This is a genomic window from Microbulbifer sp. ABM4_008 (genome assembly GCF_056311705.1).
Map to the genome: position 1 here is coordinate 2438064 of NZ_CM149970.1, position 18693 is coordinate 2456756.

At 47.0% G+C, this 18693-nt stretch carries 11 protein-coding genes; 7 read left to right on the plus strand and 4 right to left on the minus strand.

Going from position 1 to position 18693, the window contains the following annotated elements; translation table 11 throughout:
- Positions 1-100 precede the first annotated feature (100 nt).
- On the plus strand, positions 101-763 hold the full coding sequence (locus tag ACYX4J_RS10625; RefSeq protein WP_475710235.1) for a peroxiredoxin-like family protein: 663 nt from the start codon (positions 101-103) through the stop codon (positions 761-763).
- Between the two features lie 108 nt (positions 764-871).
- Entirely contained in the window at positions 872-1438 is a 567-nt protein-coding gene (locus ACYX4J_RS10630) for a carboxymuconolactone decarboxylase family protein (RefSeq protein WP_475710236.1), read from the plus strand.
- Positions 1439-1677: 239 nt separating this feature from the next.
- Here ACYX4J_RS10630 and ACYX4J_RS10635 read toward each other — a convergent pair whose 3' ends face one another.
- The gene (locus tag ACYX4J_RS10635) at positions 1678-2571 is read right to left on the minus strand and encodes an enoyl-CoA hydratase/isomerase family protein (RefSeq protein WP_476178571.1); all 894 of its coding nucleotides are present in this window, start codon (positions 2569-2571) and stop codon (positions 1678-1680) included.
- 516 nt (positions 2572-3087) lie between these two features.
- Between ACYX4J_RS10635 and ACYX4J_RS10640 the strand changes: the two genes are divergently transcribed.
- The 4 genes from ACYX4J_RS10640 (at position 3088) to zigA (ending at position 12963) form a co-directional block, all read left to right on the plus strand.
- Positions 3088-3516 (plus strand): hypothetical protein, encoded by a 429-nt coding sequence (locus ACYX4J_RS10640; protein ID WP_475710238.1) that lies wholly within the window; start codon positions 3088-3090, stop codon positions 3514-3516.
- A 647-nt stretch (positions 3517-4163) separates the two neighbouring features.
- Positions 4164-9962, plus strand: coding sequence for a DUF4011 domain-containing protein (locus tag ACYX4J_RS10645; RefSeq protein ID WP_476178572.1), 5799 nt, complete (start codon positions 4164-4166; stop codon positions 9960-9962).
- 414 nt (positions 9963-10376) lie between these two features.
- Positions 10377-11630 (plus strand): tyrosine-type recombinase/integrase, encoded by a 1254-nt coding sequence (locus tag ACYX4J_RS10650; protein WP_476178573.1) that lies wholly within the window; start codon positions 10377-10379, stop codon positions 11628-11630.
- A gap of 127 nt (positions 11631-11757) precedes the next feature.
- Entirely contained in the window at positions 11758-12963 is a 1206-nt protein-coding gene (gene zigA / locus ACYX4J_RS10655) for a zinc metallochaperone GTPase ZigA (RefSeq protein ID WP_476178574.1), read from the plus strand.
- 100 nt (positions 12964-13063) lie between these two features.
- Here zigA and ACYX4J_RS10660 read toward each other — a convergent pair whose 3' ends face one another.
- The 3 genes from ACYX4J_RS10660 to ACYX4J_RS10670 all read right to left on the minus strand — a co-directional run bounded on the left by ACYX4J_RS10660 (position 13064) and on the right by ACYX4J_RS10670 (position 17920).
- Positions 13064-14449: a S8 family peptidase gene (locus ACYX4J_RS10660; RefSeq protein WP_413662043.1), complete on the minus strand. Its 1386-nt coding sequence runs from the start codon at positions 14447-14449 to the stop codon at positions 13064-13066.
- 588 nt (positions 14450-15037) lie between these two features.
- Positions 15038-17083 (minus strand): S8 family peptidase, encoded by a 2046-nt coding sequence (locus ACYX4J_RS10665; protein ID WP_444897382.1) that lies wholly within the window; start codon positions 17081-17083, stop codon positions 15038-15040.
- Between the two features lie 615 nt (positions 17084-17698).
- On the minus strand, positions 17699-17920 hold the full coding sequence (locus ACYX4J_RS10670; protein ID WP_476178575.1) for a hypothetical protein: 222 nt from the start codon (positions 17918-17920) through the stop codon (positions 17699-17701).
- Positions 17921-18056: 136 nt separating this feature from the next.
- On the opposite strand from ACYX4J_RS10670, the gene ACYX4J_RS10675 reads away from it, so the two are divergent.
- A complete protein-coding gene (locus ACYX4J_RS10675) occupies positions 18057-18590 on the plus strand; it encodes a Dps family protein (RefSeq protein WP_444913109.1) in 534 nt (177 codons plus the stop codon).
- Positions 18591-18693 lie beyond the last annotated feature (103 nt).

Below are 18693 nucleotides of genomic sequence, written 5' to 3' on the forward strand. Positions count from 1 at the left end.
ATAGAGGCCAATTGGAGAGTTAAGTACATCGCCTCTTGGTCCATCGAAGGCTTACCCAAAGCTCGCGCTTCCAAACTTTAAACCATTAGAGGAATAGGTTATGTCTCTTCAAGACAAACTAGATGCTTTCAAAGAAGTATTTAAGCAACAGGCCCCGGAAGGAGCATTTGAAGCCTTTGCCAGATCATCCAAGGAATTGGCTGCTAGTGGCCAAGTTGAACGTTCGATTAAAGTAGGGGAGAAAGTCCCATACTTTACATTGCCAGATTCAGACGGTAACGACCTTGTCCTGGAAGAACTCCTTGCCAAAGGGCCCGTTATTCTAACGTTCTATCGAGGCGTGTGGTGCCCGTACTGCAATATTGAGCTGCAAGCGTTAGAAGAAGTTGCTGCAGAGATCAAAGCGCGTGGCGCAACCCTGGTTGCTATTTCCATGCAAGGGCCCGCTGAAAGCCGTAAATCTCAGAGAGATAACAAGCTAAGCTTCCCAATTCTGACTGACCAAAGCGGAAAGCTTGCTGAAAAGCTTGGTATCCGCTGGACATTACAACCTTATGTAATTGAGTTCCACAAGGTGTTCAAAGTCGAACTCCCGACCATCCATCGTGACGGCGCGTGGAACTTACCTATGCCAGCAAGATATGTCATAGATACCGATGGAACAATCGCATATGCGGAGGTGAATCCTGACTATACGCGTCGCCCAGAACCCAGTGACTTATTTCCCGTACTTGAAAAGCTGAGTCAGTTTACAACTGCATAGTATGTAAACACCTCCACCTCTTTAGCGCTGACTAGCGCCAAAGAGGTGCAAGCACTCAATGTAAATCGATATCGAGCACCGTAAAACCCAACTTATATGGTAAGACTCATGGTCAATTTTACACGTTACACAATTGAAACAGCTCCAGAAGCCTCTAAGCAAACTCTAGAAGCCGCTAAAAAGAAAATGGGATTTGTACCCAATCTAATGGCAACCATGGCCGAATCACCTGTAATGGTAGAGAGCTACCTAACACTTATGGGATTATTCGATAAATCTCGCTTGAGCGAAACGGAGCGAGAGATAATCCTGATGACAAACAGCCGTCTAAACGGTTGCACCTACTGCATGGCTGCGCATACCGCCGTTTGCAAAATGGCCGGTGTAGATGAAAATGTAATCAAGGCTCTGCGTAGCGGTAAAACACTCGATGACCCTAAACTCGAAGCACTCCGAGCATTCAGTGTCATTATCAATGAGAAACGTGGATGGGCTACAGAAGAGGAAGTTGAGGCGTTTCTTGCAGCAGGTTATACGAAAGAGACGGTTCTAGAGGTGATAGTTGGAACTAGCCTAAAAGTACTCTCGAATTACTCTACCCACAATCTGAATGTCAGTCTCGATGATGCGTTTTTGCCAATGGCTTGGAGTAAGAATATGGATTCGAATGGTTGAGCGTAACAGCAAATAAACAACATGTATCCGATTCATGCGTCTAATAAAAACTGGGCCTTGGGAAGAGGGCGGCTGTCCAGATCATAAAAGTGACGATAAGAACCCCACTGATTCACCAAAATAGCTAGGCCCATATAGCCACTATGGGCCTCTACTACATTGTCCGAGATATATTCGTGGTATCTAAGCCCCTAAACAATATATTCTCTTAAATACAGCCTTCTTTTGGCTTGTCGCAATTACTCCATTTCGCTACGAACAATGCCGGGTGTTTTGGCTTGTCCCCGTACTCGGTCAGGATGATCGCGCTCGTTAAAGCGTCTCAAGCCTTCGGATAGCTCTGCTCTGGATTCAGAGTCGCTGAATAATCGGTTAAAGCACTCAGCCTCAATTCGTAGGCCTTCATCAAGATCCTTTCCATAACCACGAATGGCGGCTTCTTTATCAGAGTGAATCGCTGGCTGGGGAAGGGTAGAGATATACTGTGCTAACTCAACGGCACGACCTAATGCGGCTCCCTTTGGCACCACTTCGTTGGCCAACCCAATGCGATAAGCTTCTTCAGCATTAATAACTTTTCCCGTGATGATTAACTCCAGCGCTCGTCCCATACCAACAATACGCGGCAAACGCTGAGTACCACCATCGGCTAAGCCGATATTCCAACGACGACAAGTCATTCCAAAGGATGCGTGTTCTTCTACAATCCGCATATCGGCAAAACATGCCCACTCAAAGCCACCCGCATAAGCAATTCCGTTCACAGCCGCAATGATAGGCTTATAAATATCGGTCCAGCGGGATGGGCCTATAATGCCTGGAGCTTCTCCTCGGTTATGCCGGGCAATATCAGCGGGCTCTACAGGACATAAAACAGCCACGTCAGGATCGGGGTGATTAGTGGGTTCGGTTGCAGCAAGATTGCTTTTCAAATCACCCCCTGCACAAAATGCAGAATCGCCAGCACCGGTGATTACCGCAACTTTAGCTCCGTCATCGGTACGAAAGCGATCGAATGCATCCACCAGCTCACTGTGAGCGCGAGTACCAATACAGTTCTTAACCTCTGGACGGTTAAAAGTAACGATGGCTACAGGGCCAATTTGCTCGTATTTAATATGATGATATTCCATGTCATAAGACCTTTATCATGTGGCGTCGAAGTAATATTTAAAATCCACCCTGATACATCAAATGAGAATTTAATCCCGGTGCCGATTAATATTTTATCAACATATACCGCAATAAATTAGTACAAATGAACCCTTTACAGTTAATAAAACTTTATTTGCTAATGCAATGAAATCCTGAGCTTTTCCTCCTGCAATGATTAGATTCAGCACCTGTATCAAACTTGGAAACCTTACAAATTTCTGAGGAATGGGAATTATTGCGCCGCCAATAGGGTTGTCAACCTAGATACGTGACGAGCTAGTATATAAAATCCAGCCAGATATCAATACAAAGCCTGATGAAGCATTAAGTGTTGCGCTAAAGTACCTAGAGGACAATCGACTGTGACACAGTGTCAAATAGCTCATAACGAAATAGGGATGGCACGACTCACCCAAACGCATGAGACTCAACGGCAAAGTGGCTCATTCGAATTTAAGCGTGCATTGGAAAGGGCAATTAATTGAGGATAATAAATGGGTCCTGTTATTAGATTTCCTGTGGTGTGCTTTTTAAATGGAAAAATTACAGTGCACACAAAGAGTAGCTTCAAAGCATTAGGGGCTCGTTTTTTGGACGAGCAGACATTTGTCACTCTGGAGAATCGGCGATCAAAAGCAAAAGATGGTTGGATACTTGACTCTAGCGGGAAGTTTGTACCTTTATCTTATAGCGGCAATTTGCGAGAATGGGCTCGTCCTATTTCCTTCCTCTGGAATGCCGTGCTGACTAAGTACCAAGCTAATATCGAAGGGGCTGTGAAGGTAGGCTTTGTACTGAAAGACTTAGATTCGATGTCCAAATCCTCGCCGGGAAAGCTTGGGATGGATTTCAAAAGATTTCTAAGTAAGTATGAGCCTGGCCAGTATATTACCAGTGATATACTGAAGGAATGGCCCCTTTAATTTGACATTTCCTTGTGAGCCTCACACGCCAAATATACTCTATTAATATATTTTGACCCTCTCCAATGAAGTTCTCTCTAAAGTTAGCAATATCGAAATGATTCAAATCAAGACTAAATATGTATAGTTGAAACATTTAGGAGAATTTTTTTAACTGTGTTGACTCCCAAATACGATTAAATATAGAGGCTAATCATCTCTAACAACTTGGAGATGCCCCGATTGCTGACCGTTTTTTAACGGCTATTTTCTGATCTCCATCAATTGTGTCAGGCAAACTAGAGGCGCATAATGTCGCTTGGACTCCACCACGGACCAAGGCGAAATGATACACAAACGGCACAGCAAAAGCGGTTTTTCAACCCCTCAATCCAACCAACTCTTTCACCCCGCGGAAGCGCCAGTGTTAGCCTTTCCGATTCAGTTCGTACTCATTGAATGGGATTACACAGCGGTCAATCAGGTAGTAGGACCGAAAAGCCCTGGTAGTAGCGACCTCCATGCGGCTTGCATTGATATGGCTCATTAAATGAACTGCCACTGCGGCAGTATTTGATCGAACCGCGGTTGCGGTATAACAATAAGTTATTAGCAAAATATTCTGAAAGAAAAGTTCTGACATGAATTCTACGAATACGGATGAACCAATGGCATCTGAGCCCGCCGTTCAGTTAAAGATAGATCAATTATCCACCTTCTCATTGGCCGCACAACAAAATGCGTATCCAATATTCAGGTCAATTAGCTTGTACGCGCCAACCGCGCCCGAAGAGCCAGTGGACAATGCACCAGTCGCACTATTAAAGAACTTGGTTGTCACGCTACGTTCGGATCCCGAAATCTTCGCTCCAGAAGAATGGTCTATCGATGAAATTCGTCCAGGACAAGCGATCTCGCTTCAAAAACGCCCGCTCAACGTGCCGCATGACTTGTTGTTTAATTTAACAGAAGAAATGAAGGTTTCCGTTTCACTTTCAGTCAATTTACGAGACAACACTGATGAGGCCTTAACGACTTCTAGATTTATCATTGAGGTCCTTCCCGCTAACTTTTGGGGCGGGGAGAGTAGACAGCCAGACCTGTTGGCTGCCTTCGTGAAACCCAACGGGCTGTATGTTGAATCTTTATTACGGCAAGTGGCGGAAATGCTGGAAAACGGTGGCCACGGAAGAAGCATCGATGGCTACCAATCTAATACTCGTGAAAAGCCCTACATGATGGCCGCCGCATTATGGAACGTTATATTCGCTCAACGAATTGCCTACGTTACACCACCGCAGGGTTTTGCCAGGCACGGACAACGTATACGGCTAGCCGCTGACATCAGCGCCTCTAAAATTGCGGCCTGCCTTGACACATCGCTGCTTTTTGCCAGCTGCCTAGAAGCGATGGGCCTAAATCCGGTAGTAGCGATAACGAAAAATCACGCATTCGTTGGTGTCTGGCTGATCGATGAGCATTTTCCTGTTTTAACCAATGATGATCCCATGGATCTACGTAAACGTATTGATGCACGCGATTTAGTACTTTTTGAAAGCACGCTTGTCACTAATGATTCGCCTGTGACCTTTGAGCAGTCTAAGGAGCACGCACGGAACCTAGTTAGCGAGGACAAAGAGGTCGACTTCGTCTATTTGATTGATATCAAACAGGCCCGTGCGAGAAAGATTAAGCCAATTTCCACCATTGAAGAACAGCTGGAGGAAAAGCCTTCCGACTCAGATACAGCGCTAAGCTTACCGATTATTCCGCCGCTTCCTCCGGTCAGAGCGGATGAACAAGTTATCGATGAAACACCAGATACACGTATTGATACTTGGCAAAGGAAGCTGCTTGATCTAACAAAACGCAATTCATTGTTGTCATTAAAAGACCGCGCTGTGGCAATAAAGCTCTACTGTCCTGATATCGGTGCAATGGAGGATAGTCTCGCTGACGGCGCGTCGTTCAAATTCCTATCTTCAGAAGAAAGTCCTCTCAATGACAGGGAACGCAGTGGAGAGACCTTTCGTCTACAGGCTGGGTCCGATATTCATCGGGAATACGCTTTAGAGCAGCTCAACAAGCATGTTCTCCTTGCCAACATGTCCAGGAAGAAACTCGAGCAAAATGCAGTCAATCTTCTTCGGAAGGCTAAGAATGATCTAGAGGAGGGCGGGTCTAACACGCTATATCTGGCTTTGGGCATGCTGCGCTGGAAGGAGAATCCGGAGGATGATCGTTCATACCGAGCCCCCTTAATCCTGATCCCGGCAGAACTTACACGTAGCAGTGCGAGAGCACCCGTCAAAGTTCGTCAGTTACCTGATGAAAGCCCGATCTTTAATATGACGCTCATTGAGTTTCTGAACACTGAGCACAATATAGACCTGAATCAGTTCAGAGAATCTATGCCTGAAGATGAGTCCGGTGTAGATGTGGCTCTTGTCTGGAACACAGTACGTGCAGCGATTGCTGAACAACCTGGGTTTGAAGTTGTCGAAGAGTTGGTGCTAGCGTCGTTTTCCTTTGCGAAATATCTAATGTGGATGGATCTGAAAGATCGCCTCGACGACTTGAAAGATAACCCTTTTGTTAAACACCTCGTTGACCATCCCCAGGATGCATATGTTCAGGACGCCAGCTTCGTTCTAAGGGATGAAGTTGATGAGAAGGTCGATCCCGAAAAGGTATTCACACCCCTCAACTGCGACAGCTCCCAATTAGTTGCGGTAGAGGCCTCTGGTAGACCCCAAGATTTCGTGCTTGAAGGCCCTCCTGGCACAGGCAAATCGGAAACCATTGCAAATATCATTTGCCACAATCTTGCACTCGGTAGAAAGGTACTATTTGTCGCTGAGAAAATGGCGGCCCTAAACGTTGTTTATCGGCGCATGGAAAAGGTTGGACTCGACCATTTGTGCCTCGAGCTACACAGTAATAAAGCCAATAAAAAAGCCGTGTTGGAACAGCTGAGGATGGCTACCGATAAACGCGACGAGTCGCAGAGCGCCGGATGGGTTGATTCCGTTCGAGCACTCAAAGAGAAACGAGATAAACTCAATGGTTTTGTAAAGGTACTTCACAAAAAATCGATATATGGCATCTCCGCTCGTGATGCGATTGCTAGAGATGTGCGTTACAAAGACAAACATTCACTAAGTATTAATTGGCCCCTTGGATTCGACAGCGCACCAGTTAACAGCCAAGAAAAGCTAGATGATATGCTGGCTGCAGTTAAAGAGTCTGCATTGGCGTATAACGATATATCCCGCTTGGATCCTACACCGTTTCGTATAATCCGCGCAAAAAGCTGGTCTAACGCGTGGCAAAACCAGGTTTTGGACTGTTTAAACCGATATCAAACGTCGCTCAACGAAGTCTACCGTTCTGCAGCGACTCTTGTATCCAGCTTCAACCTTAAACTGCCGGAAAACACACCGCACAATCTTGTTCGTACCAATCAGCTAGCAAACCTCGTTGAGCTAGCCGAATCAAACTCCCTCGGCTATATCGTTAAACGAGGCGTGAAAGAATCGTTAGACGATCTAGAAGAATTAAGCAGAGCTAAAGCCTCATTTGATAAAGCCCTCGATACTATAGAGTATAAGGTTACAGCAGAAATGCTAGCTAAAAGCCCTGTATCCGAATGGGTGGAAATGTACGAGGAAGCCAAAGAGAGTTGGTTTAAGCGGGTCTTGGTCAAATTCAAGATAAACGGGGCAGTGAAAAAGCTCGGATACTCGAAATTCAGCGACCTTGACGTCCTTCCTGATCTGGGAAAAGCTGCTGCACTTCAAGAGGACATAAACTCCCTTAAAGGCCAGTTCGAATCTGACAACATCTGGCATGGCTGGGAGACCAGCTCTGAAAGTCTTCAACAGTCAGCATCAATAGGAAAATCAGCGTATCACGCTCTGGTCGACGCAGTAGCGCTAACCGACGATCCTGCCGTCTTGCTTACTGCGATTAAGTCAAGGCTAGTTGATGGACGTGATTTTCTCGAAAGCTCTAAAATTTTAAAACAGAAACATGAGTTTAAACAGTACTGGTCAACCTACAAGGCAATAGCTGAAGAAGCTGAAAAACTAGAGCTTTCGTTTGATGAAAACGCCACGTTAGAAGAGGTAACACCAGCTATTGAGCAGCTGCTCACTGGAGCAGTCAAATTCAAGGCGTGGAGTGAATGGCTTTCTGCGAAAGAAGAACTGTCACGTTACAAGCTCGATAATCTCACCAAAGATCTAGAAGCCAGAACTATTCTGTCGGACGATGCTGAAGATCAAGCTCTCACGGCATTCTGTCGCTGGTTGGCGCCACAGCTGATCGATCAGAGTGAAGAGTTGCGGCAGTTTAAGGCCTCTACACATGAGCAATTGATTGATGACTTCCGAAAGCTTGACGAAGAAGTTTCCATCACAACCAGTGACTATGTGGCAGCGATCGCAGCAAAGGCGATTCCGGATCCATTCGCCAAAAGTAGCCCTAAAGAATTTGGGCTATTGGCCAGGGAGCTGCAGAAAAAAACACGCCATAAGCCAGTACGCTCATTATTCAATGAAATGGGCGGGCGATTACTGGACCTATGCCCCTGTATGATGATGTCACCATTGTCAGTTGCCCAATTTTTACCCTCAGATTTTAACGGTTTTGATTTGGTCGTTTTTGATGAAGCATCGCAGATGACTACGTGGGATTCAGTAGGGGCAATTGCCCGAGGGAAAAATGTGATTGTGGTCGGTGACCCTAAACAGATGCCGCCGACCAGCTTCTTTAGTGGGGCAGTGAATGTAGATGATCCAGATGAAGAAGACCTTGAATCTATTCTGGATCAGGCTCTAGCCGCACGACTGCCTCATTTGAGACTGAAGGGACACTATAGAAGCCGGCACGAAACACTTATTGCCTTCTCCAACAGTAAGTATTACGAGAACTCGCTCGTTACATATCCATCGTCCGACACCAAGCAGTCTGCAGTTACACTATATCGTGTAAATGGCGTTTATTCAAAAGGTAAAGGAAGGAACAATCCTATTGAAGCGGCAGCAGTCGTTGATGAAATTGTTCGACGTTTGACCAATCCTGCAAACACTTCCCAGACTATCGGCGTCGTAACTCTGAATACCGAGCAACAGCGAACAGTAGAAGATTTACTGGATGATGCCCGTAGAAAACATCCCCACATAGAACCATATTTTCAGTCTACTGATACTTATGATGGAGTTTTTGTTAAGAACCTGGAGTCTGTGCAGGGTGATGAACGTGACATTATTATCCTCAGCCTGGGCTACGGACCTACCGAAGCACATGGCCGAACGATGAGTATGAACTTTGGGCCATTGAATAAGTCCGGTGGCGAACGCCGTTTAAATGTAGCGATCACAAGGGCTACCAGTGAAGTACTGATATTCTCGAGTTTTGACTCTTCAATGATTGATCTTAGCCGTACGTCGGCATTGGCAGTTGAACATCTAAAACACTATTTAGAATTTGCTGAGAAGGGGCCTATTGCTCTAGCAGAGCAAGCGACCGCAGATTATGGGGTAGACCAATTCGATAGCGATTTTGAGCAATCTGTAGCCTGGGCACTACGAGATAAGGGGTGGAGGGTTCAAACTCAGATTGGAGTTAGTAAGTTCAGAATTGATTTAGGAATAATACATCCAGACCATCCAGGTGTTTATTTGGCAGGCGTTGAGTGTGATGGAGCAACGTATCACGGATCTCCTTCAGCAAGAGATCGTGATCGAGTGCGTCACGCTATTCTCGAAAACCTTGGGTGGCGATTAGTAAGACTGTGGTCTACAGACTATTTTCAAGATCCAGAAGAGGCGATCGATAAAATTGATCGCAGGTTAAATGAAATACTAGAAGAGGACAGAAGGTCAGCCCCAGGCGACGAGCAGATTAGCCCAGCTAACAATGAACCTGTGGATGATATTTTGACAGAAGAGGCTGAGCGTGTAGAAGAGACGATATCATCCGACGAATATAGCCATTTGCGCTACTTCGACGATGACCACAAGGAAACACTTGTGGGTATAGCAAAATCAATTCTATCCCAGAAAAATGGTATTACACTTCATGAATTGGCACTTGATATTGCCAACCTGCATGGCCTATCAAGGACAAGTAAAAAACAGCTCAAGCACATATTTGAATTGCTCACCCCCTGGGCAGGAATTAAAAGAGATAACATTCATAAGCCTGTAGTTTGGCTATCCCCGAATGACATCGTCGATGAAATCCCATGGCGAGGGCTCGCACCTTGGGAAGAGGAGAGGGACTGGGCAGAAATACCTCATCCTGAAGCCTTGGGACTTGCTCGATTGGCCATTGAAAAATCGCCCGAGAATCCAGTCGAATACATATGCAATGAATTCCGATTGAAACGCCGACACTCTAAGACGCTACAGCAGTTTCAGGCATGGGTTGACGAGGTTACTGAAGAGTTAACTGTGAACTAGCTGAACGCGTTCATAAGGCTTTCTTATGACTCAGGCAATGGAGCTGGAATCTTGCTAGATAACCCGGCTCCGTTTGACGTCCATCGCTAACGAAAGTCAGCCGCTCCGGCAGCTTCTCGCGAGCATAAACACCGACCTGGTTAACCAGGACCAAAACAAACGGAGAGGGTTATGGGAGTACTACAGGGGATTATCGGGGAGCTGGATTGCATCCAGATTCGACCTGAACACAAAAACCGTTCATACTCAGGCCAAGGGGAGACATGGATATCGGAAAAAACCGCCAAGGAAAAAGTTCAAACCTAGGCCCCACCAGGGCTCCCGCTATTTCCGATATTTGTGAATATCGGATATTTTATAAATGCCCGTTTTTCCGTATAATTTGCCGCATTCCAACAACAACTCCATATTTCTATGTCTGCTTCCAACCGGCCACCAGCACCAATCATCGACAACCTGAACAATCTTGAGAATCCATTCCGCTGCACCAGCTTTTCAGCTAGCCGTTATCTCAGCAAGCAGATTCCTGGTGCTGATACCGATCTGGAGTTCACGCTTAAGTTTCTTTACAGCTACAACGGTAGCCAGGCAACGTTTAACAGCTACCGCCGTGAACTTGAGCGTTTGCTGCAATGGGCGTGGCGCATTGAAGAAGTCTCAATAATGACTCTGAAGCGCGAACACATTGAGGAGTTTGTGCAGTTTTGCATTGAGCCGCCAATTGCCTGGATCGGAACTAAGAATGTTGCCAGATTCAAAACACAAAATGGCGAGCGCGTTGTGAATGCCGATTGGCGGCCATTCGTAGTCAGTGTGTCCAAAGTTGAGTTTCGTGCTGGCAAGACGGCTTCCCCCAAGGAGTTCCGGCCATCCCAGGCAGCGATCAAATGCATCTTTACTGCATTGTCGTCTTTCTTCGATTTTCTCTATCAAGAAGGCCTGGTTCCAGCCAATCCTGTGGCACTGATTCGCCAGAAAAGTAAGTTTGTTCGACGTGAGCAACAAAGCCAGGTTGTACGTCGAATCAGCAACTTGCAGTGGGATTATGTCCTGGAGACTGCTGAGATCATGGCCGAGACATCACCAACTGATCACGAGCGAACTTTATTCATTATGAACGCCCTATTCGCTATGTATTTGCGAATCTCTGAGTTGGTTGCGGATGAAAGATCGGCACCAGTTATGGGTGATTTCAAGAAAGATCGCGACGGAAACTGGTGGTTTCACGTTACGGGCAAAGGTAACAAAGGCCGGGCGATCACTGTTTGCGACCAAATGTTGAAGGCCTTGAAGCGCTACAGAAATTATTTGCAGCTCCCTGCTCTGCCCAGCATTAACGAGCAGACACCTCTGGTGCACAAGTCCCGTGGCAAGGGACCAGTTACCAGTACCCGACAGGTTCGCCTGATTGTTCAAAACTGCTTTGATGTTGCCCACCAACGGATGGTTGAAGAAGGCTTAGGGGAAGATGCTGAAGATCTTAAGGCTGCCACTGTGCACTGGCTCCGCCATACGGGTATTTCTGAAGATGTGAAGTACCGCCCCCGCGAGCATGTCCGTGATGATGCGGGCCATGCAAGTATGGCTACGACCGATCGCTACATTGATTCCGATATGCGAGAGCGACATGAGAGCGGGCGGAGTAAGCGGGTAAAGGAAGAGCGGTAATACTACCGCCCTACCCCTACCCTCATATAAATGAAATAGCTTGACCCGCAATAGATACGATATATCATTGCACACCATCTGATTAACCTAGTACACATGGATGAATACTCAGAGTGCGGAGAGGCTAATGGCACATACAAACAAACTCCCAGTCACCGTCCTTTCAGGTTTTCTAGGTGCCGGTAAAACTACCGTACTTAGCCACATACTGAACAATCGCGAAGGCAAAAAAGTTGCTGTAATCGTCAATGACATGAGTGAAATCAATATTGATTCGACGAAAGTACAGAGCGAAGTTTCTCTTAACCGTAGTGAGGAGAAGCTTGTTGAAATGAGTAATGGCTGTATTTGCTGCACTCTGCGGGAAGACCTTCTGGAGGAAGTCACTAAGCTTGCGCAGGAAGGACGGTTTGATTATCTCGTTATTGAATCAACAGGGATTTCTGAACCCTTACCCGTTGCAGAAACCTTCACTTTTGCCGACGAAAATGATGTTTCTCTCTCTGATGTTGCCAGTTTGGACACAATGGTGACGGTGGTCGATGCAGTCAATTTTTTAAAGGACTATGACGAGGCCGTATTTTTACAGGATGCTGGTGAATCATTAGGTGAAGACGACGAACGCAGTGTAACTGATTTGCTGATCGACCAGGTCGAGTTCGCAGATGTCATTCTGATCAGTAAAACAGATTTAGCTGGCCCTTCTGATGTTGAGCGCCTAGAGGCCATTCTGCGAACTCTAAATACGCAGGCAAAAATAGTTCCGGTCTCTCAAGGGCAAGTCGATATTGACGAGGTTCTAAGTACCGGCTTATTTAACTTCGAGCGCGCGCAGCAAGCACCTGGTTGGCTTAAAGAGATGCGAGGTGAACATATTCCTGAAACGGAAGAGTATGGCATTAGCAGTTTCAGCTACGAAGCACGTAGACCCTTCCATCCAGAAAAATTTCATCAATTTCTGCACAATACTGAGAGGCACGGCAAGTTAATTCGTTCCAAAGGGTATTTTTGGCTGGCGTCCCGCCCTGAGTTTGCAGGCGAATGGAGTCAAGCGGGAGGCATTGCCCACTATGGTTTCGCTGGGATGTTCTGGAAAGCTATACCCAAAGAAAACTGGCCCACAGACGAAAATTATCGCAGCTCCATTGAAAAACAATGGGTAGAACCCTTTGGTGATATGCGGCAAGAACTAGTATTTATTGGCCAGAGTTTGAATCAAACCAGCATGACAAAAGCGCTTGATGACTGCCTGCTAAGCGAGGACGAAGTGCTACGAGGCAAAGAATACTGGGCGACATTGAATGATCCATTTCCCGCATGGGAACAAGGATGAATATTAACCTCACCCCTGTACTTGGCTAGATCCTTTAGTGGGAAAGTGTAAAAGACCGACGAAATGTCGGTCTTTTATTAAGCTAGCGCCTTTCGACAGTTCAATTCTCTATAGCGGCCTCAACGGCTGCCGCCGCATCAACAATGCCTGACCCACAGCGCCGACATGAGCCTGTAAAACTTCGGGCTGTACTGGTGAGAATGGATTCAACCTCATCTGGTGTAACATCGGGCTTGACTGAATATATAAGTGCGGCTGTACCGGCAACATGTGGAGCGGCCATGCTGGTGCCGGCGTAGTAAGCGAAGCTATCACTACCGGGAGTTCGCGCGCCGCTGTTTAATGTAGAGAGAACGCCATCGGATTCCACCGAGTTAGTTTCACCTCCGGGGGCAGCGACATCGACCACATTGCCGTAGTTGGAGTAGTAAGCAAGTCCTCCGGAGCGGTTGGTCGCGGATACTGTAATGACTCCTGAACAGTTAGCCGGCGAAAACCAGAAGGCATTCCGCCCAGAGTTACCTGCGGCAACAACAACTGTGGCGCCCAGGCTACGGGCTGTATTGATGGCACTTTGAGTTGTGCTTCCACAGAGGCCAAAGCCCCCCAGGCTCAAGTTCAACACTTGAGCCGGAGTTTCATTGGCTGGTGCACCACTAACCGAGCCGCCAGCGCTCCAGACAATGCCATCAGCAATATCAGATGTGTAACCGCCGCAGCGGCCGAGTACTCGAACGGGGAGCACTTTTGCTTTATGGGCTATCCCAGCGATACCCATATTGTTGTTGGTGACGGCAGCAATGGTGCCGGCCACATGAGTGCCATGCCAGCTGCTATCAAATTCGGGATACAGTGGGTTTCCGCAGTAACTATCGGTATACCAATCCCCGGGATCACTGGCATCACTATCACGGCCATCCCCATCTACAGCGATATCGGAATCCGAAATCATGTCGTAACCAGGCAGCAAGTTGTCCATGAGGTCTGTGTGAGCGAGATAACCGGTATCAATAACTGCTACTACCACGCCCTCCCCCTGAGTTATATCCCAGGCTGCGGGCAAATTCAGTCCACCATCAGCTTCAAAGTAGTGCCACTGGTCGTAATAGCTGGGGTCATTAGGGACCGCCATAGGGTGCATCATCAAGTCGGGCTCAGCGTACTCAATATTGGGGTCTTGTTTTAGGCGGTTGATTATCAGGTTGATCTCGGCTTGGCTTTTTCGGCTCCCCAGGTGCATGACTTGTGCACCCGTCGCCATGCGCCGCAAGTGGCGCAAGTTGTGGCCCGCACGGCGAGAGGCTTTCTCCACAGTTTCCTGAGTCATGCTCGCTGACCGTCCGATCGTGGAATCCTGCTTGTATTTCACAATGATCCGGTCAGTTGTTGGGGAACTACTTAGGTTATCCATTTGGGTGGCGAAGGAGCCTGTACATAGAAGTGAAAACACACCTGCTAGAGTGGATTTTTTCAACAGTGACTTCATTATTGTTATCTCTCCATGATGATTTAGCCGACGGGGTGTAACATCCTAACCATTAGTACCACTGTCCCTGTGGTGACAGGGCACGTTAGGCTTTACGCAAGATATATGCCTGAGCAAGTCATGGCTGGATATCGAGACAAAATTAGTACCAGTGTTTCAATTTTGCCCACAGGGATAGTAGTGGCAACCGATGTATCCTTCTTAGGTGATTGTCGGCCTCTTTCTATTCTTGTGACAGCCTCCACCTAAACAAACTTATTTATCTGTCTTTGCACCGATATAGAGATAACTAAGGGCTTTCCAATCACTGTGCACAGAAAGGCTGCAAAATACCGTTCGAAAATTTATCAACTTTAAAGAAAAGGCTGGAGCTTGAAGGTAATTCACTCTGATAAAACGAACTTTAATCGAACAGTGGAAATGATCATCACAGAATTGGTGATATTGCCGGCAATATCACTAGGAAAGGATTCTGCAGAGATCAACGTGTTAAATGAAAGTGCCAGTCAGCTTAACTGACTGGCATTATTTGAGTAGAACAGCTATCTACCCACCCCACAGGAACCTGTCGAGTGGGAGTTAGCCCATTTACTCAGTACTAGCACTCAGAGAAACGCCAGAGTAGTCAGAGTAACCGCGGATACTGATATACCAGGTACCTGCGCCTGGATTGCTGATGCTGCAGCTTTCATCATTACCCCACTCGTAAGGGCGACAATCGTAGGCTGTGCGGGTGGGCTCTTGGCCGAAACGGACGTAGAGATCTGCATCCCCACTGCCACCAGACATTACGGCGCTCAGCGTTGAAGCTCCGCTATCAACCTCAATAGTGAAATGCTGCCAGCCGTTGCGGGAACCACTAAGATTTGTCTCTTCCCAGCTGTCACTACCGCCACCGCCGCCACCACCTGCGGTATAGCTGCCCACGAGACTTACGTTAGAGAAGGAGCTATATCCACGTACCATGACGTGATAGGTTCCTCCCTGTACGTTATCGATATCACAAGTTTCATTATTGCCTGAAGTATAGGGGCGGCAGTCATAGGTACTGGTTGTGGGGGCGCTGCCATGGCGAACGTAGAGGTCAGCATCGCCGCTTCCACCGGACATTACAAAAGACAAGTCTGTAGCGTTGTTAGGCACTTCTAGGGTGAAGTTAATTTCATCACCACTGTTACCCTCGATACCAGTCTCAGCAACACCATTTTCAAGTTCACCGCCGTCGTTACCGCCACCACCGCCGCCACCATTGGCCGAGGCTACGGCCGCTGCTGCATCGACAATACCTGAGCCACAGCTGCTGCAAGAAGCCGGGAAGCTCCGTGCGGTACTGGTGAGGATTGATTCAACTTCATCTGGGGTCAAGGTAGGGTCTACAGAGTAGAGCAATGCTGCGGCACCGGCCACATGAGGCGCCGCCATACTGGTGCCCTGGATGTAATAGTAACTATCACTGCCTGGGTCAGTAGCACCATTGTTATAGGTAGAGAGGACGCCGTCGGAGTCATTGGCGAAGCTCTGTGCTCCGCCCGGCGCTGCAACATCTACTACATTGCCGTAGTTAGAGTAGTAAGCACGACCGCCACTGCGATTAGTCGCAGCCACTGAGATCACCCCATCACAACTGGCAGGAGTAAATTGGCTTGCATTAGCATTGCTATTGCCAGCAGCTACAACAACCGTCGCACCGAGACTGCGAGCAGTATCGATGGCATTTTGTGTAGTAGTACCACAGCTTCCGCTGCCGCCAAGGCTGAGATTGAGTACGTCGGCGGGATTCGCATTGGCTGGCAGTCCACTGACAGAACCACCAGCACCCCAAATGATGCCGTCAGCAATATCTGACGTATAGCCACCACAACGGCCGAGCACACGGACAGGAACAATCTTGGCCTCATAGGCAACACCTGCGATACCAAGATTATTGTTGGTAACGCCAGCGATAGTGCCGGCAACATGGGTACCGTGCCAGCTACTGTTGCTTGAGGAGCTATCTCCACAAGTACCAGAGCTATACCAATCACCCGGATCGGTGGCATCGCTATCGCGACCATCGCCATCTACGGAAACGAAGGTATCGTCGATCATGTCGTAGCCCGGCAAAATGTTGGCTGCCAGGTCTGCATGGGGTCGATAACCAGTATCGAGTACCGCGACCACAGCCCCGTTACCCGCAGTGGTATCCCAGGCTGATGGAAGGTTCAAGCCACCTGTAGATTCATAGTAGTGCCACTGATTGAGGTAACTTGGGTCATTAGGTACAGCCACTGCTTTCAAGATCAGATCTGGTTCTGCGTACTCCACATCCGGGTCTTGCCTCAGGCGATCGATAATTGCATTTACTTCAGCTCTATTTTTTCGACCTTCCAGGCGCATTACCTGAGCGCCAGTAGCTATGCGGCGCAGATGGTGCATTTTATGGCCAGCGCGACGGGAAGCTTTTTCCACAGTTTCCTGAGCCATAGTAGCGGCCCGTCCAACTTTAGCGCTTTCTTTGTACTTAACGATGATGCGATCAGTTAGCAGCTTGTTATCCGCTTCTTCCGCATAGGCACCAAAAGGCGCAGTGCATAGCAATGAGAATGCACTTGCTAAAGCCGTCTTTTGTAAAAGAAATTTTAAAGATAATTTCATTATTGTGGTTTCTCCGAAGTTATATTTATTCCAATACCAAAAAATCATTCGATATTGGTTACTCCTAAACCGCCCCGCTTTGGCTAAATAAATTCTATAAAGGGAAAGCCCAAAAACTGCTGAATTTAGGATCATTTAGTTAGCTTGAGCGAAATTGGTACCATTGTTTCAACTTGGTACAAATGTATAACGACTTGGAAATTGTTGTCCTCAATGGAGATCTCGAAACTCATGTGGACTGCGATGACAAGTTTTAAATCTCTATAAAAAACTTAGGTAATAAATATTTTTCCGCAAAAAAGTGTGGAATGGTTCACGGGAGACACAACCAAAGAGGATTAACAGATCACTTATGACAAAAAATACGGCCTTATCCCTCAAACATAAAGCAATGTTATATCACATCAAAAATATTTTATTTAACTATGACTTTTGATGACTGGTAAGTTGATTCAATGAGGGATGGGCGCTCTTGCGAGTATGAAAGAAAAGAAAAAATCTACTACTTTAATCGGCGCTAGTTATCAGCCTCTTACTTGAGCTAACCATTCACCGTTTGATAAATCAACAGCAAATCTAATCCCTCCGAGTTGTATAACTGCTATATCTTGACCTTTATAAGTGTTCTTTCGCCAGTGAAATTAAACGATCGCACCTGGATATAGCTTTATAGGCATAGGCTTCTTTACTTCCCCGAGAACTATCAAATTCAGAGAGGATACTTTTTTTAAGTGCAGTAGCAACTTCAATGGCAAGGGCATACTTTTGGTGGTTTAAGCAGTGCCGACAAACAATTGTTTCCAGCGCGTCTTCGCTATCAATGTTTAAATACCCCAAGTTACGCAGCCCCTCGTGAAGACCTTAAATATCTTCCCCTTTGTGAATGGCTAGTCGCCATATAGGTGTCTAATCTAGTGCCATGGAGACACCGACTGCCACACCTGTCCCTTTGTCATAACTTGTGAGGTTTAATATGAGAAAAGCAACTGGAGAAGCGGTAGGCACACAATCCAGGCTAGCCGCCCCCTCTGATTTAAGTGAGAGTGCGAGGGCCAGCATTACTATTGCCGTTAATACCCTGCTGGCAGATACTTTCAGCCTATATATGAAGACCAAGAACTTTCACTGGCATGTTAGCGGCCCCCACTTCAGGGACTACCATTTGCTTTTTGATGATCAAGCCGATGAAGTATTCGAGATGACCGATGCACTGGCGGAGCGCGTACGCAAACTAGGAGGCACTACGCTTCGCTCCATTGGCCATATCGCTAAGCTACAGCGTTCTTCAGATAATGATGCCGAGTATGTAGATCCGCAAGATATGCTGTTAGAGCTAGGCGAAGACAACCGGGAAATGATCGCAAGTATGCGTAAAGTCCACGAACTTTGTGATGAGCACAGAGATATTGCTACAGCAAGCTTGCTGGAAGAGTATATTGATCAGGCGGAAAAGCGGTCATGGTTTTTGTTTGAGGCTAGTCGCAGCTCTGGTTTAACACACCACTGAGCCCTGTGGCCCAAGCTTGATCTGGCAGACAGCGCTACTTTTTGAATTACCCTGTCAGATCAAACTCAGCCTATACGACTTTCTTTTTTCAAAGCGACCTGTT

Bases quoted from the DNA above. Each gene is read 5' to 3' on its own strand.
- ACYX4J_RS10645 (WP_476178572.1), top strand. From the start codon at position 4,164: ATGGCATCTGAGCCCGCCGTTCAGTTAAAGATAGATCAATTATCCACC.
- ACYX4J_RS10630 (WP_475710236.1), top strand. From the start codon at position 872: ATGGTCAATTTTACACGTTACACAATTGAAACAGCTCCAGAAGCCTCT.
- ACYX4J_RS10650 (WP_476178573.1), top strand. From the start codon at position 10,377: ATGTCTGCTTCCAACCGGCCACCAGCACCAATCATCGACAACCTGAAC.
- zigA (WP_476178574.1), top strand. From the start codon at position 11,758: ATGGCACATACAAACAAACTCCCAGTCACCGTCCTTTCAGGTTTTCTA.
- ACYX4J_RS10625 (WP_475710235.1), top strand. From the start codon at position 101: ATGTCTCTTCAAGACAAACTAGATGCTTTCAAAGAAGTATTTAAGCAA.
- ACYX4J_RS10660 (WP_413662043.1), bottom strand. From the start codon at position 14,449: ATGAAGTCACTGTTGAAAAAATCCACTCTAGCAGGTGTGTTTTCACTT.
- ACYX4J_RS10640 (WP_475710238.1), top strand. From the start codon at position 3,088: ATGGGTCCTGTTATTAGATTTCCTGTGGTGTGCTTTTTAAATGGAAAA.
- ACYX4J_RS10675 (WP_444913109.1), top strand. From the start codon at position 18,057: ATGAGAAAAGCAACTGGAGAAGCGGTAGGCACACAATCCAGGCTAGCC.
- ACYX4J_RS10665 (WP_444897382.1), bottom strand. From the start codon at position 17,083: ATGAAATTATCTTTAAAATTTCTTTTACAAAAGACGGCTTTAGCAAGT.
- ACYX4J_RS10635 (WP_476178571.1), bottom strand. From the start codon at position 2,571: ATGGAATATCATCATATTAAATACGAGCAAATTGGCCCTGTAGCCATC.